This is a genomic window from Paraburkholderia sp. AV2, from assembly GCF_054968425.1.
Genome location: NZ_JBANLK010000004.1, coordinates 127,172 through 144,812 on the forward strand (window position 1 = coordinate 127,172; position 17,641 = coordinate 144,812).

Sequence of the window (17,641 nt, forward strand, 5' to 3'; positions counted from 1 at the left end):
TTGGAAAGCTGATGGAACGCATCCAGGAGTCCCACCTGATGAACCCGGATCAATCCGCCCCAGGCGACATTTCACTTGTCGCACCGCTTACCGGCCCGGTCGTGCCGCTCGCATCGGTGCCCGATCCGGTGTTTTCGGAAGGGCTGTTCGGCGACGGGATCGGCATCGACCCGTTGGTCGGCCGCCTCGTCGCGCCGTGCGACGGCGTCGTCATGCACCTCGCGCGTACCGGCCATGCCGTCACGCTGCAAACGGCCGAAGGCGCGCAGGTGCTCGTGCATATCGGCATCGACACGGTCGAGCTGAACGGCAAGGGTTTCGAACCGAAGGTCCAGCAGGGCGCCGAGGTGCGGCGCGGCGACGTTCTGATCGAATTCGATCTCGACGTCGTTGCGTGCGAGGCGCCGAGCCTCGTTTCCGTCGTGGCGATTGCGAATTCGGATGCGTTCGAAGTGGTGTCGCGCGCGCAGGCGGGCAAGGTGGAAGCCGGCGTGTCGCCGTTGCTTGTGCTGCGTATGCGCGAGGGCGCGGAGGCCGCCGTGGTCCGTGCGGCGAGCCCAGTCGAGAACGAGGTGCGCAGGACCGTGACGCTCGCGCATGCGGGCGGCCTGCACGCGCGGCCTGCTGCGCGGGCGCGCGAGGCCGTGCGCGATTTCGATGCGCGCGTAGAGGTGCGGCATGGTGAGCGCAAAGCGGCCATCGAGAGCGTGGTCGGCCTGCTCGCGCTAGGCGCGGGCGAGGGTGCGACGATCGAGCTCGTCGGTACGGGCCGCGACGCGCAGCAGGCCGTCGACGCGGTCGCCAACGAGCTGACCCGCGAAGCGCCGGGCGAGGGCGGCGAAGCGCCGGCACGACAGATCTCGCCGGCGCCGCGTGCCGCCGCGCTTCCTGCCACGCTTCCCGCCGCGCCTGCCGCGGCCGGGAATGCCGCGCCCGACACGCTCGCGGGCGTGTGCGCGGCGCCTGGCATCGCCGTCGGCACGCTGGTGCGCTGGGACGACGCCGAAATCGTGCCGCCCGAAGCGGCGAACGGCACCCCGGCCGCCGAAAGCCGCGCGCTCGACAAGGCCATCGCCGCCGTCGACGCCGAGCTGAACCACACCGTGCGAGCCGCGTCGCAGCGCGGCGCGATCGGCGAGGCGGGCATCTTCACGATGCATCGCGTGCTGCTCGAAGACCCGACGCTCGTCGACGCCGCGCGCGATCTCGTCAGCCTCGGCAAGAGCGCGGGCTTCGCATGGCGCGAGGCGATCCTCGCGCAGATCGCGGTGCTCGGCCAGATCGACGATCCGCTGCTGGCGGAGCGTGCCGCCGACCTGCGCGACATCGAAAAGCGCGTGCTGCGCGCGCTCGGGCTCTCGAACACGGCGGCACGCGTGCTGCCCGACGAGGCCGTGCTCGCCGCCGACGAATTCACGCCGTCCGATCTCGCCACGCTCGACCGTGCGCGCGTGACGGCGCTCGTGATGGCGCGCGGCGGCGCGACCTCGCACGCGGCGATCATCGCGCGCCAGGCGGGCATTCCGGCGCTCGTCGCGGTTGGCGACGCGCTGCATACGATCGCCGAAGGCACGCAGGTTGTCGTAAATGCCGGCGAAGGGCGTCTCGCCTATGCGCCGACCGCGCTCGACGTCGAGCGTGCGCGCGCCGAGCGCCAGCGCCTCGCGGGCGTGCGCGAAGCGAACCGCCGCACCTCGCAGCAGGCGGCGGCGACGCGCGACGGCCGCGCCATCGAGGTCGCGGCCAACATCGCCACGCTCGAAGACGCGAACACGGCCGTGGAGAACGGCGCCGATGCGGTGGGCCTGCTGCGCACCGAGCTGATGTTCATCCACCGTCAGGCGGCGCCGACGATCGAGGAGCATCGCCAGAGCTACCAGGCCATCGCCGAGGCGCTGGCCGGCCGCAGCGCGATCATCCGCACGCTCGACGTAGGCGCGGACAAGGAAGTCGATTACCTGACGCTGCCGCCCGAACCGAATCCGGCGCTGGGCCTGCGCGGCATCCGTCTCGCGCAGGTGCGCCCGGATCTGCTCGACGACCAGTTGCGCGCGCTCGTCGCCGTGAAGCCGGCGGGTGCCGTGCGTATCCTGCTGCCGATGGTCACCGACGTGGGCGAGCTCGTGCGTCTGCGCGAGCGTATCGAAACGTTTGCAGAAGAAGCCGGCCGCACCGAGCCGGTCGAGATCGGCGTGATGATCGAGGTGCCTTCGGCGGCGCTGTTGGCCGACCAGCTTGCGCAGCACGCGGACTTCTTCTCGATCGGCACGAACGACCTCACGCAGTACACGCTCGCAATGGACCGCTGCCAGCCCGATCTCGCGGCGCAGGCGGACGGCCTGCACCCGGCCGTGCTGCGACTCGTCGCGGCGGCCGTGCAGGGCGCCGAAAAGCACGGCAAGTGGGTTGGCGTCTGCGGCGCGCTCGCGGGCGATCCGGTTGCCGTGCCGCTACTCGTCGGTCTCGGCGTGACCGAGCTGTCCGTCGACCCGGTATCGGTGCCGTCCATCAAGGCGCGCGTGCGCAACCTCGACTGGCAGTTGTGCCGCCAGCGCGCGCAGGACGCGCTTGCCCTCGAATCGGCCCAGGCCGTGCGCGCCGTGAGCCGCTCGATCTGGCCGCTGGAATAACCCCCCGCTGGAACACCCCCTTAAATAAAAAACACGCCGGCACGCGCGGTTTCACGCGCAAACCGGCGACTCTCATCACTCACTGACGTCACGAAAGAGACAGGGACTGGAGGCAGTTCAATGGATGGCAATCCGTTTCTCAAGATTCAGAGCCTCGGCCGCGCGCTGATGCTCCCGATCGCAGTGCTGCCGGTCGCCGGCCTGCTGCTGCGCTTCGGCCAGAGCGACATGCTCAACATCAAGATCATCGCCGACGCGGGCGGAGCGATCTTCGACAACCTGCCGCTCCTTTTCGCGATCGGCATCGCAGTCGGCTTCGCCAAGGACAACAACGGCGTGGCCGCGCTCGCGGGCGCACTCGGCTATCTCGTCGAGATTGCCGTGATGAAGGACATCAACGACAAGCTCAACATGGGCGTCCTCTCGGGCGTCGTGGCGGGTATTGTCGCGGGCATGCTCTACAACCGCTTCAAGGACATCAAGCTCCCCGAGTTCCTGGCGTTCTTCGGCGGCAAACGCTTCGTGCCGATCATTACCGGGCTCGTGTGCGTGGTGCTCGGCATTGTGTTCGGCTATGGCTGGGGGCCGGTGCAGGGCGTGATCGACAGCGCGGGTCACTGGCTTACCACGGCGGGCGCGATCGGCACCTTCGTGTATGGCTTCCTGAACCGGCTGCTGCTCGTGACGGGCCTGCACCACATCCTCAACTCGCTCGTGTGGTTCGTGTTCGGCACGTTCACGCCGCCCGGCGGCGGCGCGGCCGTCACCGGCGACCTGCACCGCTTCTTCGCGGGCGATCCCACCGCGGGCAGCTTCATGGCGGGCTTTTTCCCGGTCATGATGTTCGGTCTGCCGGCCGCGTGTCTCGCGATGCTGCACGAAGCGCCGAAGGAACGCCGCTCGATGGTCGCGGGTCTCCTGCTTTCGATGGCGCTCACTTCGTTCCTCACGGGCGTGACCGAGCCGATCGAGTTCACGTTCATGTTCCTCGCGCCGGTGCTGTACGGCATTCACGCGGTGCTCACGGGCCTCTCGCTCGCGATTTGCTCGCTGTTGAACATCAAGCTCGGTTTCACGTTCTCGGCGGGTTTCATCGACTACGTGCTGAACTACGGGCTCTCGACGCACGGCTGGGAGGCCATTCCGCTCGGCCTCGTCTACGCGGTGGTCTACTACACGCTGTTCCGCTTCTTCATCCGCCGCTTCAACCTGCCGACGCCGGGCCGCGAAGCCTCGAACGGCGACACGGCGCTCGCGTCCTCGATGTCGGGTGCCGCCGTGCCGGCGAATGCCGAAGGCGCGTCGCGCGCCGCGCGCTATATCGATGCGCTCGGTGGCGCTGCGAACCTCAAGGTGGTCGATGCGTGCACGACGCGTCTGCGTCTTTCGGTGGCCGATCCGGCGAAGGTATCGGAGCCCGCGTTGAAGGTGATCGGAGCGCGCGGCGTGCTCAAGCGCGGCGGAGAGAGCGTGCAGGTGATCATCGGACCGGAAGCCGACATCATCGCCGACGAGATCCGCAGCGAGATCAAGCGCGGTGTCGGTGCGGCACCGCAGGCGCCGGCGCAGTCCGTGGCGCCCGCGCAACCGGCTGAGGCTGCTGCAGTTGCGGTTGCAGACGAAAGCGAACCGGGCCCGCTCGATCCGGATCCGTCGCGCTGGCTGGCGGCACTGGGCGGATCGGCTAACGTCGTGTCGCTCGATGTCGTGGCGGCAACGCGCCTGCGTGTGGTCGTGCGCGATGCGGCGGCGGTCGATCGTCAGAAGCTCGATGCGCTCGACGTGGTGTGGGTGTCGGCCGATACGATGCACATCGTGGTCGGTCGCGCCGCGCAGCGTTACGCGCACATGCTTGCGCCGCAACCCGCGTGACGCTTGCCGTGCCGCGCTGCATGCGCGGCACGATCCACGCGAACGCGAGCAAGAAAAATCGGCGCTGCTATCTGCAGCGCCGATTTTTTTATGCCTGCCCGCCTGCGTGCGGCGGCGGCTCCGGGCTCAGTCCTTGCGAACCGTGTCGACCGGCTTCTGCTGCTGCGAGTCGAGCCACATCACATTGATGATGCCAAAGCCGAGCGCCGCGCCTATGCCGAGGATCCAACTGAAATACCACATCGTTCAGACTCCTTCGAAATCAGTAAAGCGAATTGTGCTGTTCCTTGATCGCGGCGGCAGTGACCTTGCCGCGCATGACGCGGTAGGCCCAGGTCGTATAGGCCAGCACGATAGGCAGGAAGATGATCACGGCGACGAGCATGATCTCGAGCGTCGTCTTGCTGGAAGTCGAGTCCCACACGGTCAGGCTGCTGCGCGGATCGAGCGACGACGGCATGATGAACGGAAACATCGAGAAGCCCGCCGTGAGGATCACGCCGACGATCATGAGCCCGGTGGCGATGAACGCCGTCTTCTCCATGCGCGAACCCGCGAGCACGCAGGCGACGAGCCCGCCCACGATGCCGAGCAGGGGTGCGATCGCCATCCACGGGTAGAGGCCGTAGTTCGTGAGCCAGAGGCCCTGGCCGGCCTCGACGCTCTTGAGCAGCGGGTTCGAGGGAGCGTCGAGCGGCGCCGGCGACGTGATCGTGTAACCGCCGATCAGCGTCGCGACTAGCGCGCCCGCCACGATGAAGAGCACGACCGCGAGGATCGAGGTGAGGCGCAGCGCCTTGCCCGCGCGTTGGGCCACCACGCCGTCGCTCTTGAGCTTGACGAAGGCGGCGCCGTGCGCGGTGAGCATCGTCAGGCTTACGAGGCCGCAGACGAGCGCGAACGGGTTGAGCAATTCCCAGAAGCTGCCGTGGTACGTAACCCGCAGGTCGGTGTCGTAGGCGAAAGGCACGCCTTCGAGCAGGTTGCCGAACGCCACGCCGAACACGAGTGCGGGCACGAAGCCGCCGACAAAAAGCGCCCAGTCCCAGGCGTTGCGCCACGTCGGATTGTCGCGTTTGCCGCGATAGTCGAAGCCCACGGGGCGGAAGAACAGCGCGAAGAGTACGAGCAGCATCGCGAAGTAGAAGCCCGAGAACGACGCCGCATACACCAGCGGCCACGCCGCGAACATCGCGCCGCCCGCGGTGATGAGCCAGACCTGGTTGCCTTCCCAGGTCGCGCCTACGGTGTTGATGACGATGCGGCGTTCGGCATCGGTCTTGCCGATGAAGGGCAGCAGTACGGCGGCGCCCATGTCGAAGCCGTCGGTGAGCGAGAAGCCGATCAGCAGCACGCCGATCAGCACCCACCAGATGAGCTTGAGGGTTGCGTAGTCCATGGTTGTCTGTTCCTTGCTCGTCCTTGTTGGTGCGATAGCCGGCGGCGCCGGGCTCAGGCGACGTGGCCGTTGCCGGCCGCCACGGTCGAACCCTGTTCGTGGAAGTAGCGCCCTGTGTGCAGCGCGGACGGGCCGAGGCGGGCGTACTTGAACATCAGCGTGATTTCGATGATGAAGAGCGCCGTGTAGAACACCACGAAGCCCGCGATGCTCAGCATCACGTCGCCGGGCGCGAGGCTCGATGCGGAAAGATGCGTCGGCAGCACTTCGGCGATGGTCCATGGCTGGCGGCCGAGTTCGGCGACGACCCAGCCGAACTCGGCGGCGATCCACGGCAGCGGGATCGCCCACACGGCCCAACGCAGGAACCACGCGCGGCTCGGCTTGAGCAGCGAACGTTGCGCGCAGAACCAGAACGCCAGCACGAAGGTCGCGAGGAACAGAATGCCGAGTCCCACCATCATGCGGAACGACCAGAATACGGGCGCGACCGGTGGGATCGCGCTCTTCGCGGCGGCCTCGATCTGCTCGGGCGTCGCGTCCACCACGTTCGGCGCGAACTGCTTCAGCAGCAGGCCGTAGCCCAGGTCGCCCTTGTGGGCGTCGAAGACGTCGCGTGTTTCGGTGTCGGCGGTGCCTTCCTTCATTTTCTGCAATGCGGCATAGGCAAGCATGCCATTGCGGATGCGCACTTCCGCGCGCCCGATGTGGTCCTTCAGGCCGATCACCGGCTCATCGATAGAGCGCGTCGCGATGATGCCCATCAAGTAAGGAATCCGGATCGCATAGTCGGTGCGCTCTTCCTTCTGGTTCGGCATGCCAAACAGTGTGAACGGCGCGGGCGCGGGGGCGGTGTCCCATTCGGCCTCGATGGCGGCGAGCTTGATTTGCTGCACCTCGCCCGTGGTGTAGCCCGACTCGTCGCCGAGCACCAGCACGCACAGCGTCGAGGCCAGGCCGAAGCCTGCGGCGATGGCGAACGAGCGCAGCGCGAAATCGACGTCGCGGCGGCGGATCAGGTACCACGACGAAATGCCGAGCACGAACATCGAGGCGGTCACGTAACCCGCCGATACGGTATGCACGAACTTCACCTGCGCGACCGGGTTGAAGATCACCTGGAAGAGGCTCGTGAGCTCCATGCGCATGGTTTCGTAGTTGAACTCGGCGCCGACGGGGTTCTGCATCCAGCCGTTGGCCACGAGGATCCAGAGCGCGGAGAGGTTCGAGCCGAGCGCGACGAAGAATGTCGTGATGAGGTGCTGGCCCTTCGAGAGCCGGTTCCAGCCGAAGAAGAACAGCCCGACGAAGGTCGATTCGAGGAAGAACGCGGCGAGCCCTTCGACGGCGAGCGGCACGCCGAAGATGTCGCCCACGTAGTGCGAGTAGTACGACCAGTTGGTGCCGAACTGGAACTCCATGGTGAGGCCGGTGGTGACGCCCATCACGAAGTTGATGGCGAACAGCTTGCCCCAGAACTGCGTCATGTCCTTGTAGATCGGCTTGCCGGTCATCACGTAGACCGACTCCATGATGACGAGGAGCCACGAGAGGCCCAGCGTGAGCGGAACGAACAGGAAGTGATAGAGCGCGGTGATGGCGAACTGCAGCCGTGAGAGGTCGACGGTTTCGCTAATGGGCATTTTGGTCCCCCTGGGTATCGCTTTGATGGCCTTGATGGTCTTGATGCGGGTTCATCGCGGATGGCACGGACACCGAAAGAATGGCGCGTGCGACCTCCGCCGGCGGCATGTTCATGTTTTCGGCCTGCGGGTGGTTGAAGAATGCGTATTTGAGCGCCATCAGCAGGACAAGCTTGAAGGCGAGGACGAAGGCGATGTCGCGGGAGAAGGTGGGTCCGCGCGCCCAGCGCAGGAAGCGCGACCGCAGTGCGGGCGGCGGCCGGGAGGGGGGATCGGATGTCGAGATCATGATGGATCGATGACTGCAGATTCTTCCAATGCTTCGTTATCCCGACCGGATGGCTTGGGTCACCCGGCGCTTCGGCACAACTGATGGACAAGAATTTTAAGATTGCGAGTCAAGGCATGCGACAGTCCGCTCGCGACATCTTGTCGCGAACACAGGCCATCCTGGTCAGTATCGCGATTTGATTTGCTTTAAGTCAATAAAATGGGGGCAAATTAAAATGCGTTCCGCATCGGGGTCGATATTTATGTTAGGGAAAAATCCGCCGATATGAATCGAGGGTGGCCGCGCGCCGGCATCGTGCAAAGAAAAAGCCCCGCCTCCTGAGAGGACGGGGCTTTAGCACGCCGGCGAGCCGGGGGCTCGGCGGGCGCGATCAGCTATAGTCGGCGAGTGCCGTGCGCATCTTCTTCATCGCGCTGGCTTCGATCTGACGGATACGCTCGGCCGAGACACCGAACTCGTCGGCCAGCTCGTGCAGCGTCGAGCCGCCCGAGCCGTCGTCGGCGACGTTCAGCCAGCGCGCCTCGATGATGCGGCGGCTGCGCGCGTCGAGTGCTTCCAGCGCGCTCGCAATGCCGTCCGATTGCAAACGGTCGCGCTGACGCGACGCCAGCACGGCGGTCGGCTCGCTGTGCGAGTCGGCCAGCCAGGCGATGGGGGCGAACGATTCCTCGCCGTCCTCGGTCTGGCCTTCGAGCGCGATGTCGGCGCCGGACAGACGCGTCTCCATCTCCACGACTTCCTCGCGCTTCACGTTCAGTTCCTGCGCGAGGCCTTCGATTTCCTCAGGCGTGAACGACTGCAGGCCCTGCTTGTGGCTGCGCAGGTTGAAGAACAGCTTGCGCTGCGCCTTGGTCGTGGCGACCTTCACCATGCGCCAGTTGCGCAGGATGTATTCGTGGATCTCGGCCTTGATCCAGTGCATGGCGTACGAAACGAGCCGTACGTTTTGCTCCGGGTCGAAGCGCTTTACGGCCTTCATCAGGCCGATGTTGCCTTCCTGGATCAGGTCGGCGTGCGGCAGGCCGTAGCCCAGGTAGTTACGGGCGATCGAAACCACCAGGCGCAGGTGCGAAAGCACGAGGCGACGGGCGGATTCGAGATTGTTCTGTTCGCGAAACTCGGTCGCGAACTGGCGCTCCTCTTGCGGCGTCAACATGGGGATCCGGTTGACGGCCTGAATGTAGGCGTCGATATTGCCCAGCTGGCCGGGCAGCATCGATTGATTCGCGAGCGCCAGCACGCCTGCCCCCGCCGCCTTGGCCGGCGTCGGGCTCAGCGTACCAGGAAGGGTCATTGCCATTGCGTTGCTCACGTAGTGAACTCCTCTATATCTTGCAAAAGTCGGACTGCGACTCCACGGTGGATGTTAGCACTCTGCTCCACCGAGTGCTAATACTTGGAGTCTGTAGGGACTTCAAGGTTCCGTGGCTGCTATCGAAACATTTATTTCGATAGATTTCGCCGGAAACCAGACTGGACGGGGCCGACAGCGGATGGCGAAGTATCGCGCCGAAGAATGGCGAGTAAACCCTCTAGATGTGGCAATCAGACGCGCCGAGGCGCGCCGTTTTTGATCGCAAGTTTCCACGCGACCAAACCTGGTATAAATTTCAGCGAGACGCGTGCGGTACATCTTCTGCGCTGGTTTCCACCGACATTGGGACGGGCGCGCAAGGGGGCAAGGGCCATGGCGGCGAAAGTAATCGATGCGATTCGCGGGCTGGAGCGCGAACGGTTTCGTGCAATGGTGGAGGGCGACGGATCGTCGCTGAACGCCCTGTTGTCGGACAACGCGATCTTCGTCCATACGAACGGTAAACGCGAAACCAAACAGCAGTTCATCGATGCCATCACGGCAGGACGCCGCCGCTACCGTCAGATCGAGATCCAGTCGCAGGACGTGCTGCCGGTTGGGCGCGAGGCCTGCGTGGTGTCCGGGCGCGCACTGATCGAGATGGAAGCCAACAATGGCGCGCTGCTGTTTCCCATTGCCTACACGGCCATCCAGACGCAGGAGGATGGTCACTGGCGTCTGCTCGCATGGCAGGCGACGCGTTGTGCGCTCGAATAAAACCGGTTAGTCCCTTCTTCCGGCGCGTCTTCTGGACGCTCCGGACCTACGCAGGCGGCCCGTTCTGCCGCTCGCGCTTGTCGGCCGGAGTTAGCGCTTTAGCGCTTACTCCGGGCCCATGCAAAGCCAACGCTGTTCCCACGCAAAGCTTCTGTCAATTTCCCTGCCGGGCCTGATCGCGCGCGGCTTCAGGCGGCGGCGCGGCGGTCGACCTGAGGCCAGGCCGCGCGGTTCACGCCGCTCACGACCGCGGCGACCGTCGCCTCCACGGTGTCATCGGCGACGCCCACGCCGTGGCGAATGGGCTGAGCGCCTACGCGGCAACCGACGAACACGGCGGTTGCGCCCTGCTCGGTGCGCGCGGTTTCGAACGAGATGATCTCGACCGTCGCGCCCGTGGCCGTCGTTATTGCCGCCGCAATCGCCTGGGCCAGGGCTTCGTGCCCGTCGGCGGCCGAGGGCGCCGCAATGTCACGGCCTTCCCAGCGCACGCGGCCCGCTCCGGCATGCACGGCCGGCCCGCTCGTCTCGAAGTATTCGCGCTTGAAAAGGGCGCAGATCGCCTCGCCGGTGATTTCCTCGCCCGTCGTGTCCGCGGCCGTCTGCACGGCGTGGCTGAACTCGATCTGCACGCGCCGCGGCGGCGTGAAGCCCATGCCGCGTTCGAGCAGATACGTCGCGCCGCCCTTGCCCGACTGGCTGTTTACGCGGATCACCGCGTCGTAGCTGCGGCCGAGGTCGGCGGGATCGATGGGGAGATAGGGCACTTCCCAGATCGCATCGGGCTGCTGCTGCGCGAAACCCTTGCGGATTGCGTCCTGATGCGAGCCCGAGAACGCCGTGAACACGAGGTCGCCCGCGTACGGATGGCGCGGGTGCACGGGCAACTGGTTGCAGCGCTCGACTACGCGGCGCACGGCGTCGATATCGGAGAAGTCGAGGCCCGGATCGATGCCCTGGGTGTAGAGGTTCATCGCGAGCGTCACGAGATCGACGTTGCCGGTGCGCTCGCCGTTGCCGAAGAGGCAGCCTTCGATGCGGTCCGCTCCCGCGAGCAGCGCCATTTCCGCGGCGGCGACGGCCGTGCCGCGGTCGTTGTGCGGATGCACCGAGAGGACGATGCTGTCACGGTACGCGAGATTGCGATCCATCCACTCGATCTGGTCGGCGTAGACGTTGGGCATTGCGGCTTCGACCGTGGCCGGAAGGTTCACGATCATCTTGTGATCGCGCGTCGGGCGCCAGGTTTGCGCGACGGCGTCGCAGACTTCGCGCGCGAACGTGAGCTCCGTCATGCTGAACGTTTCGGGCGAGTACTGGTAGATCCAGTGCGTTTGCGGGCGGGCATCGGCGTGTTCGCGGATCATGTGCGTACCGTCCACGGCGAGCGCCTTGACCTCTTCCTTCGACTGGCCGAACACGATCTTGCGGAACGACGGGCAGATCGCGTTGTAGAGGTGCACGATCGCGCGCGGCACGCCTTCGAGCGCCTCGAACGTGCGCGCGATCAGTTCCTCGCGCGACTGCACGAGCACTTCGATCGTCACGTCCTCGGGAATGCGCTTTTCCTCGATCAGCTTGCGCACGAAATCGAAGTCGGTCTGCGATGCCGACGGGAAACCGACCTCGATTTCCTTGAAGCCGATCGCCACCAACATCTCGAAGAATTCGGTTTTCTGTTCGATGCTCATCGGCTCGATGAGCGACTGGTTGCCGTCGCGCAGGTCGGTGCTCATCCAGATCGGCGCGCGTTCGACGGTGCGGGTAGGCCATCGGCGGCCGTTCAGGCGGATGGCGGGGAAGGGGCGGTACTTCTCGGCGGGATTACGCAACATGACGAGCCTCGTTCTTCATGAAGTCGTTTGCGATGGCGGTCGGCAGCGGGCGGCTGGCGGGCTGGCGACGAAGCACGATGCGCGAAACTTCCGGTGTTCGGGCGGCAACCACGAACGCGAAGAAGGCGGCCACGGTGGCGGCGGTAACCGGCGCGGCAAATGTGGACGTGAACGATGCCCATGCAACGTGCATTTTGACCCTCGCGACTCGTCCGAACGGTAAACGGACGAATACAGACGACTGGTTGTAGGGATACGGCGAGTTTGGGGTACTGCGGGAACGGCTTGGGAGGACTGCGGACCGGGGAACCTCGCGGAGGAGGCGGTCGCGCAGCGCTACGCCTGGCTTACGCTAGACGTAGCGATAGGGCCGCTAGGCGGCCGAAGGTAATTCGGAGGGTGTTCGGAAAGGAACGCATTCGGCCAATGTAAGACAGGACGACTGTGCGTGTCAACAGCGAGTTAGCGTCTGGCGATGCGCTTGATCGTCTCGACCTGCCGCGCGATCGCCCCGGGCACCGGCGCCTCGCCGCGCAGCACGGCATCGATCCAGGCGGCGGTCGTCGGGGCGTCGCGGCCTTCCGGCAGCGCCACTTCGGGCGCGTCGGGCGACGATCGTTCGGGCTCGACCAGCGTTTCGCAGATCCCGTCGTGCAGCCAGTCCACCTGGACCTGGCGGCGTGTGTCGGCGACCGCTTCGCCTTCCGTGCCGCGCGCGAGCAGCGCGCCGCCCGTCGCGGCATCGGGATGCGCCGCGAACAATGCGCTCAGGCTTTCACGGTAGGGCGGGTGCGTGTAGTTGACGAGCCGCAGACCCGGCTGCGCGAACGGCTGCAGCAGCTTCACGAGCGTATGGGTGGAGTTGCGCACGCCCATACGGGCGCGCAGCGCGAGGAGGCGTGCGAGCGGCGGCGCGAGCACTTCGACAGGCGCGAATGCAACGCGCTTTTGCGCGAGCTGCGCTTCGATGCCCGCATGATCGCGAACGGCGGCGAAGTTCAGCGCCGCGAAGATTTCGGCGCTCGTCACCCGGCCAGGATCCGTGCTTACGCCGTGGACCAGGGTCGGCACGCCTTCGCGCGCCAGCAGCAGCGCGAGCAGCGGCACGAGGTTCGGCTGCTTGCGGGCGCCGTTGTAGCTCGGGATCGAGACGGCGCGATAGTCGCCCGCGGGAGACGCCAGCGGTGCGAACGATGCGTGCGCGGCCGCCAGCATCGAGGCCAGCTCCGCCGCGGTTTCGCCCTTCAGGCGGTAGGCGAGCAGCACCGCGCCGAGTTCGAGGTCGGACACGCGGCCGTCGAGCATCGCGGCATAGAGCGCCTGCGTGTCTTCCGGAGACAGCGCGCGCGCGCCGTTCGGGCCGCGGCCGATCTCCTTGATGAAGCGGGCGCAGGAAAAGGTGTCGGCAGGATCGGGAGCATTCATGGAGAGCGGCATTCCAGGCGCCCGGAGTGCGCGCGGTGCGCGGCGGGCGGCAGTCGTGATGCATTACGGGGATGCGCTCAGTATCGCATGAGGCGCGCACGCGGACGGAGCGCGGCGGTTCCAGTCGCCCCGCTTGGTTGCCACGCTGCGTGGACGCGGCGCCGCGCGCTACACTCGCAGTTCGCGCCGCTGCCGGATTCCCGCGCGGCCCACGCAGTTCCGCGCCATCCGCGCCATCCTTCAAGCAGACGGAGAACCCCATGACTTACGTTTTCGAGCCGACGCAGGCATCGGTGCCGGTAGCGGGCAGCGACCAGCGCTTCCCGGTGCGCCGCATCTATTGCGTCGGCCGCAACTACGAAGCCCACGCGCGCGAGATGGGCCACGATCCCGACCGCGAGCCGCCGTTCTTCTTCGCCAAGCCGGCCGACGCGATTCTCTACGTCGCCCCCGGCACGACCGCCGAATTTCCGTATCCGCCGCAGTCGAAGAATGTGCACTTCGAAATGGAACTCGTCGCCGCGATCGGCAAGGGCGGCAAGGACATCCCCGTCGAGAGCGCGCTCGCGCACGTCTATGGCTACGCGCTGGGTCTCGACATGACGCGCCGCGACCTGCAGGCCGAAGCGAAGAAGCTGGGCCGTCCGTGGGATACCGCGAAGGGTTTTGACCATTCGGCGCCGATCGGTCCGATCCATCCGGTCGAACAGGTGGGCCAGCTCGCGAAGGGCGCGATCTGGCTCTCGGTCAACGGCGAGGACAAGCAGAGCAGCGACGTTTCGCAGATGATCTGGCCGGTGGCGGACACGATTGCCTTTCTCTCGACGCTGTTCGAGCTGAAAGCGGGGGACCTGATCTACACCGGCACACCCGAGGGGGTCGGCGCGGTGGTGAAGGGCGACCTGATGCGCGGCGGCGTGGAGGGGATGGGCGAGATCGCGCTGCGCGTGGTCTGAGACGGGCACGAACCGTTACGAGCTTTGACGAGGAGAGCATGAAGCTTTACAGCTATTTCCGCAGTTCCGCGTCGTACCGTGTGCGTATCGCGCTGAACCTGAAGAACCTGTCGTACGAGTACGTGCCGGTGCATCTGGTGCGCGAGGGCGGCGAGCAACTGAAGCCGGCGTATCGGCAGATCAATCAGGATGGCATCGTGCCGACGCTGGTCGACGACGAGCAGAACCTGATCCAGCAGTCGCTCGCGATCATCGAATACCTGGAGGAGACGCATCCCGAGCCGCCCCTGCTGCCGAAAGCGCCAGCCGACCGCGCGCACGTGCGCTCGCTGGCGCTGCAAGTGGCGTGCGAGATCCATCCGGTGGACAACCTGCGCGTGTTGAAGTACCTGAAGCACACGCTAGGTGTTGACGACGCCGCGAAGGACGCCTGGTACCGCCACTGGATCGAACTGGGCTTCGGCACGCTGGAGCAGCGTCTTGCGAGCGACGCACGCACGGGCAAGCTTTGCTATGGCGATACGCCGACCCTTGCCGACGCCTGCCTGATCCCGCAGGTCTTCAACGCGAACCGCTTCAATATCGACACGGCGCGTTATCCGACGATCCAGCGCATCTACGACCACGCGATGCGGATCGATGCATTCGCGAAGGCCGCACCGGGCGAGCAGCCGGATTCGGAGTGAGTCGTGGCGCTCCTTCGGGGGCGCAGATATGAAAAAAGGGGGGTCGTTCGCAGGAACGCCCCCCCTTTTGCTTTGCATTCAGCCCCGTTGCCTAGCTGCCGAGCAAGGCGTCCGCGAACTCTTCGGCACTGAACGGCTGCAGGTCTTCCACTTTCTCGCCCACGCCGATGAAGTACACGGGCACCGGTCGCTGGCGCGCAATCGCAGCCAGGATGCCGCCCTTTGCGGTGCCGTCGAGCTTCGTGACGATGAGCCCGGTGAGGCCGAGTGCGTCGTCGAACGCCTTCACCTGGGTGAGCGCGTTCTGGCCCGTGTTCGCGTCGATCACGAGCAGCACCTCGTGCGGCGCGCCGTCGAATGCCTTGCCGATCACGCGCTTGACCTTCTTGAGCTCGTCCATCAGATGCAACTGCGTGGGGAGGCGGCCCGCAGTGTCGGCCATCACCACGTCGATGCCGCGGGCGCGCGCCGCGCTCACGGCGTCGAAGATCACCGCGGCCGGGTCGCCGCTTTCCTGCTGCACGACCGTCACGTTGTTGCGCTCGCCCCAGATCGCGAGCTGCTCGCGCGCGGCGGCGCGGAACGTGTCGCCGGCGGCCAGCAGCACCTTCTGGTCGAAGCGCTGCAGATGCTTGGCCAGCTTGCCGATGCTCGTGGTCTTGCCCGCGCCGTTCACGCCCGCAATCATCATCACGAGCGGCTGCGCCCGGCCCAGCATCAGCGATTTTTCGAGCGGCTGGAGCAGGTCGATCAGCAACTGGCGCAGTGCTTCCTTCACCTGCGCGGCCTCGGTGAGGCGTTCGGCGCGGACCTTCTGGCGCAGCGTTTCGAGCAGGTATTCGGTGGCGTCCACGCCGGCATCCGACATCAGGAGCGCCGTTTCCAGCTCCTCGTAGAGGTCGTCGTCGATCTTTGCATTGACGAAGATGCTCGTGAGGTTCGAGCTCGTCTTCGCGAGACCCGACTTCAGGCGCGTGAGCCATGACTGCTTCGCGGCGGGCTCCGGCGCGGGCGGCGGGACGATTTCTGTCGCCGGGTCGACTGAGGCGACCGAAGCGGAAGACTCGGCGGTCGCGGAGGTGGTGTGTGCGGGTCCGGCAGCTTGCGCTGCTTCACGTGCGACCGGCACGGGGGCGGTCTGCGCCACCGGCGCGGTTTCGGTGGCCGCGGAATCCGCGGCTTCGCCCTCGGGCGCGCTCTCGTCGGCCTTGGAGCCCCGGAATCGTTTGAAGAAACTGAACATGATCTGGCGTTGTGGAAGCGCGTTGCGGGCCGGACCTCGGACGGTCCGGACGTCGGGGAAATGGCGGCAACGCGCGAAAGAACACGCCATTTTATCAGGCGCCCCCGGCCGCGTCGTTGCGTTGGCCCCGCGGCGCGCGGGCGGGCCTGTGGTAACGTTCGCGCATCAGGGGTGCGGCGCGTGCACGGCGCGCCGCCCGGACACCCATAAGCCGTCACCAAAGAAAACACGCATGTCCCGTTCTACGTCCCCGCGCCCGCAAGGCGCGCGCACGGCCGCGGCCGGCAAAGCTGCCCGCGGCGGCGGTGCTCACACGATCCGCATCATCGGCGGCGACTGGAAGCGCACGCCGTTGCCGGTGCTCGATCTGGACGGCCTGCGTCCCACGCCCGACCGCGTGCGCGAAACGCTCTTCAACTGGCTCGGCCAGCGCCTCGACGGTCTGCGCTGTCTCGATCTGTTCGCGGGCAGTGGGGCGCTCGGCTTCGAAGCCGCCTCGCGCGGCGCGGCGCGGGTCGTGATGGTCGAGCGTAACGCGCGCGCCGCTGCGCAGCTTCGCGCCAACCAGGCGCGCCTTGAGGCGCGCAGCATCGAAATCGCCGAAGCCGACGCGCTGCGCCTCGCGGCCAGTCTCGCGCCGGGCGTCTTCGACGTGGTGTTCCTCGATCCGCCGTTCGGCGAGCCCGCGCTGCTCGTGCGCGCGCTGGAGCTCGCCGCGCCGCTCGTCGCACCGGATGGCTGGCTCTACGTCGAGTGCGGCGAGGGCCTCGATCCGGCCGCGCAGCCGGCGCTGGCGGGCTGGAGCGTCGTGCGCGAGGGCAAGGCAGGTGCGGTCTTCTATCATTTGCTGCAGCGCGAAAATGAGGAATAATGCGCGTTCCATAACAAGCGGCGGACGGCCTGGCCGTCACGCGCGTGCATGCGTCCGCACTGTGCCGGCCACGATCGGAGCGGTTCGGCGGCCTATCGCGTGCGTTGCACGTATTGCGCCCCAATTCTGTTGAGAGAGGAGAAGCCTCATGGTAGTCGCCGTGTACCCCGGTACCTTCGATCCGCTCACGCGCGGCCACGAAGATCTCGTGCGGCGTGCGTCGAGCATTTTCGACACGCTGGTGGTGGGTGTTGCCGACAGCCGCAACAAGAAGCCCTTCTTCTCGCTCGACGAGCGGCTCGAGATTGCCCACGAGGTGCTCGGCCACTATCCGAACGTGCAGGTGATGAGCTTCAAGGGGCTCCTCAAGGATTTCGTCCGCAACAACAACGCGCGCGTGATCGTGCGTGGCCTGCGCGCCGTGTCGGACTTCGAATATGAGTTCCAGATGGCCGGTATGAACCGCTATCTGCTGCCGGACGTCGAGACCATGTTCATGACGCCTTCGGATCAGTATCAGTTCATTTCGGGCACGATCGTGCGCGAAATCGCTCAACTGGGCGGCGATGTGAGCAAGTTCGTGTTTCCGTCGGTGGAAAAGCGCCTGCAGGACAAGGTCGCGTCACTCTCCGCTCCTGTCACGAAGGCCTGAGCGCAGGGCCAAACCGGCGTAAACTTGCTGGACGACTTGATAGTGAATGACGCTGGCGGGCAGGCC

The 17,641-nt window shown here is 66.2% G+C and carries 16 protein-coding genes; 8 read left to right on the forward strand and 8 right to left on the reverse strand.

The window, feature by feature from the left end:
* Positions 1-11: 11 nt before the first annotated feature.
* The gene (gene ptsP / locus V8683_RS04705; protein ID WP_411187257.1) at positions 12-2,630 is read left to right on the forward strand and encodes a phosphoenolpyruvate--protein phosphotransferase; all 2,619 of its coding nucleotides are present in this window, start codon (positions 12-14) and stop codon (positions 2,628-2,630) included.
* 120 nt (positions 2,631-2,750) lie between these two features.
* The gene (gene nagE, locus V8683_RS04710) at positions 2,751-4,502 is read left to right on the forward strand and encodes an N-acetylglucosamine-specific PTS transporter subunit IIBC (protein ID WP_411187255.1); all 1,752 of its coding nucleotides are present in this window, start codon (positions 2,751-2,753) and stop codon (positions 4,500-4,502) included.
* A gap of 126 nt (positions 4,503-4,628) precedes the next feature.
* Here the strand turns inward: nagE and cydX are convergent, their stop codons facing one another.
* The 5 genes from cydX to rpoH form a co-directional block, all read right to left on the reverse strand.
* On the reverse strand, positions 4,629-4,745 hold the full coding sequence (cydX, locus tag V8683_RS04715; protein ID WP_411187253.1) for a cytochrome bd-I oxidase subunit CydX: 117 nt from the start codon (positions 4,743-4,745) through the stop codon (positions 4,629-4,631).
* 19 nt (positions 4,746-4,764) lie between these two features.
* Positions 4,765-5,901, reverse strand: coding sequence for a cytochrome d ubiquinol oxidase subunit II (cydB, locus tag V8683_RS04720; RefSeq protein WP_411187251.1), 1,137 nt, complete (start codon positions 5,899-5,901; stop codon positions 4,765-4,767).
* A 53-nt stretch (positions 5,902-5,954) separates the two neighbouring features.
* Positions 5,955-7,544 carry a cytochrome ubiquinol oxidase subunit I gene (locus V8683_RS04725; protein ID WP_411187249.1) on the reverse strand — a complete coding sequence of 530 codons (1,590 nt, stop codon included), beginning with the start codon at positions 7,542-7,544 and terminating at the stop codon, positions 5,955-5,957.
* On the reverse strand, positions 7,534-7,833 hold the full coding sequence (gene cydP, locus V8683_RS04730) for a cytochrome oxidase putative small subunit CydP (RefSeq protein ID WP_411187247.1): 300 nt from the start codon (positions 7,831-7,833) through the stop codon (positions 7,534-7,536). The genes V8683_RS04725 and cydP overlap by 11 nt, the downstream gene beginning before the upstream one ends.
* 373 nt (positions 7,834-8,206) lie before the next feature.
* Positions 8,207-9,136 (reverse strand): RNA polymerase sigma factor RpoH, encoded by a 930-nt coding sequence (gene rpoH, locus V8683_RS04735; RefSeq protein WP_407667939.1) that lies wholly within the window; start codon positions 9,134-9,136, stop codon positions 8,207-8,209.
* 387 nt (positions 9,137-9,523) lie between these two features.
* Between rpoH and V8683_RS04740 the strand changes: the two genes are divergently transcribed.
* The gene (locus V8683_RS04740) at positions 9,524-9,907 is read left to right on the forward strand and encodes a nuclear transport factor 2 family protein (RefSeq protein ID WP_411187245.1); all 384 of its coding nucleotides are present in this window, start codon (positions 9,524-9,526) and stop codon (positions 9,905-9,907) included.
* Between the two features lie 188 nt (positions 9,908-10,095).
* On the opposite strand, the gene leuA is transcribed toward V8683_RS04740, so the two are convergent.
* A complete protein-coding gene (gene leuA / locus V8683_RS04745) occupies positions 10,096-11,742 on the reverse strand; it encodes a 2-isopropylmalate synthase (RefSeq protein WP_411187243.1) in 1,647 nt (548 codons plus the stop codon).
* A 17-nt stretch (positions 11,743-11,759) separates the two neighbouring features.
* Between leuA and V8683_RS04750 the strand changes: the two genes are divergently transcribed.
* The gene (locus V8683_RS04750) at positions 11,760-11,993 is read left to right on the forward strand and encodes a hypothetical protein (protein WP_156954436.1); all 234 of its coding nucleotides are present in this window, start codon (positions 11,760-11,762) and stop codon (positions 11,991-11,993) included.
* Between the two features lie 211 nt (positions 11,994-12,204).
* On the opposite strand, the gene ybiB is transcribed toward V8683_RS04750, so the two are convergent.
* Positions 12,205-13,167 carry a DNA-binding protein YbiB gene (gene ybiB / locus V8683_RS04755; RefSeq protein ID WP_411187241.1) on the reverse strand — a complete coding sequence of 321 codons (963 nt, stop codon included), beginning with the start codon at positions 13,165-13,167 and terminating at the stop codon, positions 12,205-12,207.
* A 260-nt stretch (positions 13,168-13,427) separates the two neighbouring features.
* Between ybiB and V8683_RS04760 the strand changes: the two genes are divergently transcribed.
* Positions 13,428-14,123, forward strand: a complete 696-nt coding sequence (locus V8683_RS04760; protein WP_411187239.1) for a fumarylacetoacetate hydrolase family protein — start codon at positions 13,428-13,430, stop codon at positions 14,121-14,123.
* Between the two features lie 38 nt (positions 14,124-14,161).
* A complete protein-coding gene (maiA, locus tag V8683_RS04765; protein WP_411187237.1) occupies positions 14,162-14,809 on the forward strand; it encodes a maleylacetoacetate isomerase in 648 nt (215 codons plus the stop codon).
* 91 nt (positions 14,810-14,900) lie between these two features.
* On the opposite strand, the gene ftsY is transcribed toward maiA, so the two are convergent.
* Positions 14,901-16,052 (reverse strand): signal recognition particle-docking protein FtsY, encoded by a 1,152-nt coding sequence (gene ftsY, locus V8683_RS04770; protein ID WP_411187235.1) that lies wholly within the window; start codon positions 16,050-16,052, stop codon positions 14,901-14,903.
* A gap of 232 nt (positions 16,053-16,284) precedes the next feature.
* Between ftsY and rsmD the strand changes: the two genes are divergently transcribed.
* A complete protein-coding gene (gene rsmD / locus V8683_RS04775) occupies positions 16,285-16,923 on the forward strand; it encodes a 16S rRNA (guanine(966)-N(2))-methyltransferase RsmD (RefSeq protein ID WP_411187233.1) in 639 nt (212 codons plus the stop codon).
* 148 nt (positions 16,924-17,071) lie between these two features.
* Positions 17,072-17,575: a pantetheine-phosphate adenylyltransferase gene (gene coaD / locus V8683_RS04780; protein WP_411187231.1), complete on the forward strand. Its 504-nt coding sequence runs from the start codon at positions 17,072-17,074 to the stop codon at positions 17,573-17,575.
* Positions 17,576-17,641: the final 66 nt, after the last annotated feature.